This window comes from Belnapia sp. AC561 (genome assembly GCF_979252845.1).
Map to the genome: position 1 here is coordinate 1 of NZ_CEEDBP010000178.1, position 280 is coordinate 280.

At 61.4% G+C, this 280-nt stretch carries 1 protein-coding gene; it reads left to right on the forward strand.

Annotated elements, in window-relative coordinates:
- Window positions 1-17 precede the first annotated feature (17 nt).
- Window positions 18-280, forward strand: a 263-nt coding sequence (locus AC0IW9_RS30635) for a hypothetical protein (protein WP_471652078.1), incomplete at its 3' end; no start/stop codon positions are given.

The following is a 280-nucleotide window of genomic DNA, read 5'->3' on the forward strand; positions in this document are numbered from 1 at the left end:
TGAAAAGCGAGGGACCGATGAACCGCCAAACCCCACTCGACACCTACCAATTGGTCATTCGCGCGCTGTCCGACCGGCTGGTGGAAGCGCAAACGCCGATCCGCGTGCTGGACGCCGTCAAGTGGGACGACAATGTGCGCCAGGCCTTCCTCAAGGGCAAAGGCAAGGAAATGCCGCAGGTAGGCCGCGACTACTACGCCGGCCGCCCGCTGGGTTTTGATTCCGGTGCCAAGAAACTGGAATTTCAGAACATCGAGCGCGACATCACCCGCCAGCTCGG